This is a genomic window from Nocardiopsis halotolerans DSM 44410 (genome assembly GCF_000341065.1).
In the GTDB taxonomy this organism is placed as follows: domain Bacteria; phylum Actinomycetota; class Actinomycetes; order Streptosporangiales; family Streptosporangiaceae; genus Nocardiopsis; species Nocardiopsis halotolerans.
The window spans coordinates 1-1,485 of the sequence record NZ_ANAX01000231.1 but is presented as its reverse complement, the minus strand read 5'-3'; the positions used below and the strand labels follow the sequence as shown (position 1 = coordinate 1,485).

The 1,485-nt window shown below is 75.3% G+C and carries 1 protein-coding gene and 1 pseudogene; one reads left to right on the top strand and one right to left on the bottom strand.

Translation table 11 applies throughout. The annotated features are described in order from the left end of the window. Positions 1-140 precede the first annotated feature (140 nt). Entirely contained in the window at positions 141-932 is a 792-nt protein-coding gene (locus D455_RS0117550) for an NUDIX hydrolase (RefSeq protein WP_017572018.1), read from the bottom strand. Positions 933-1,394: 462 nt separating this feature from the next. On the opposite strand from D455_RS0117550, the pseudogene D455_RS33505 reads away from it, so the two are divergent. Next, positions 1,395-1,485 (top strand): annotated as a pseudogene (locus D455_RS33505) (crossover junction endodeoxyribonuclease RuvC); the annotation flags it as partial.

Sequence of the window (1,485 nt, the reverse complement as noted above, 5' to 3'; positions counted from 1 at the left end):
GGCCGGGGACGGCCCGCCGCCGTCGGGAAGCGGGCCGAACAGTTCGACGGGGTCGCCCGCCAGGGCGACGGCGCGTTCGGCCTCCTCGAAGGCGGTGTCGGCACTCATCCGCGGTCTCCTCCGGGGTCGCTTCTCGGGGATCACTGCGTGTTCCGCAGCAGGGGCGGGTGCAACTGGGTGGCGCCGCCCGCCCGGTAGAGCCGGGCCCGCCGTCCGCCGCCCGCGCCGCCGCGTTCGGCGAGCCGCCCGGTGTCCTCCACGAACCCGGGGGCGGCGAGGATCTTGCGGTGGAAGTTGGCCGCGTGCAGGGAGCGCCCCCACACGGCCTCGTACACCTCGCGCAGCGCCGTGATGGTGAAGGCGGGTGGCAGGAAGGCCGTGGCCAGCGGGGTGTACTCCAGCTTGGAGCGGGCGCGCTCGACGCCGTCGGCGAGGACGCGGCCGTGGTCGAAGGCCAGGTCGAGCCCGGCGCGGACGCCGTCGCCGTGGCCCAGTTCGCTCCACGGCACCCACGCGGCCTCCTCGGTGTCGCGGCCGGTGTCGGGGTCGGGCAGGTCGGGGGCCAGCAGCACGTAGGCGACGGAGAAGACGCGCATGCGCGGATCCCGGTCACGGGCGCCGTAGGTGCCCAGCTGCTCCAGGTGCAGCTCGGTGGGCAGGCGGGTCTTCTCCGAGAGCACGCGCAGGGCGGCGTCGGGGAGGTCGGGGTCGGCGGGGCCGTCCGGTCCGTCCTGCGCCCGGACGAAGCCGCCGGGCAGGGCCCACCAGCCGCGCTGGGGGTACGCGGCGCGCCGCGTGAGCAGTACGTGCGGTACGCCCGACCGGATCGTGAGGGCGACGACGTCGACGGTGACCGCGGCCGGGGCGAACGCGTGCGGGTCGTAGTCGGCGAGGAACCGGTGCTCGCCCTCCTCGTGTCGCGGGTCGGCCACGGGAGCCTCCAGTTCTTCTCAAGAAGAGTTTTTCTCGAACTGAGCTGAACTTAGCACGCACCCGATGTCCCGTCCATCCCTTTCTCCGGCGTCGCGCAGACGGCGCGCGTCCCCGGGGTGTGCGGGGCTCTCCAGGCCGTGGCCGCGTACCAGCCCCGTCCGGTGGCCAGGGCGACACCGCCTTCGAGGAGGGGCCGCACATGCTGGTCGAGGGCATCGCCGCCGGTCCCGTCCGTGACGGGTGTCCCTGACGCCCGTGCCGAGTGCCGCCGGGCCCCGGGTTCCGCGCCGTGTCGTGTGGCCCGGGCCGGACGGACTACGCTCACGGCAGGGCGTCCGGGGCGGGGCGCCCCGCCACGGGGCCTCCGGGGGTCGACACGCCCGGGCCGCGCGACGGCGGAAGTCGGCCCCCGCCGCTAGCATGTGGGCGAACGAACGTTCGAGAAGATGAGGATGAGGCGCGTGCGCGTGTTGGGGATCGACCCCGGGCTGACCCGGTGCGGTGTCGCCGCCGTCGACGGCGCGATCGGCCGTCCGCTCACCCTGCTCGGCG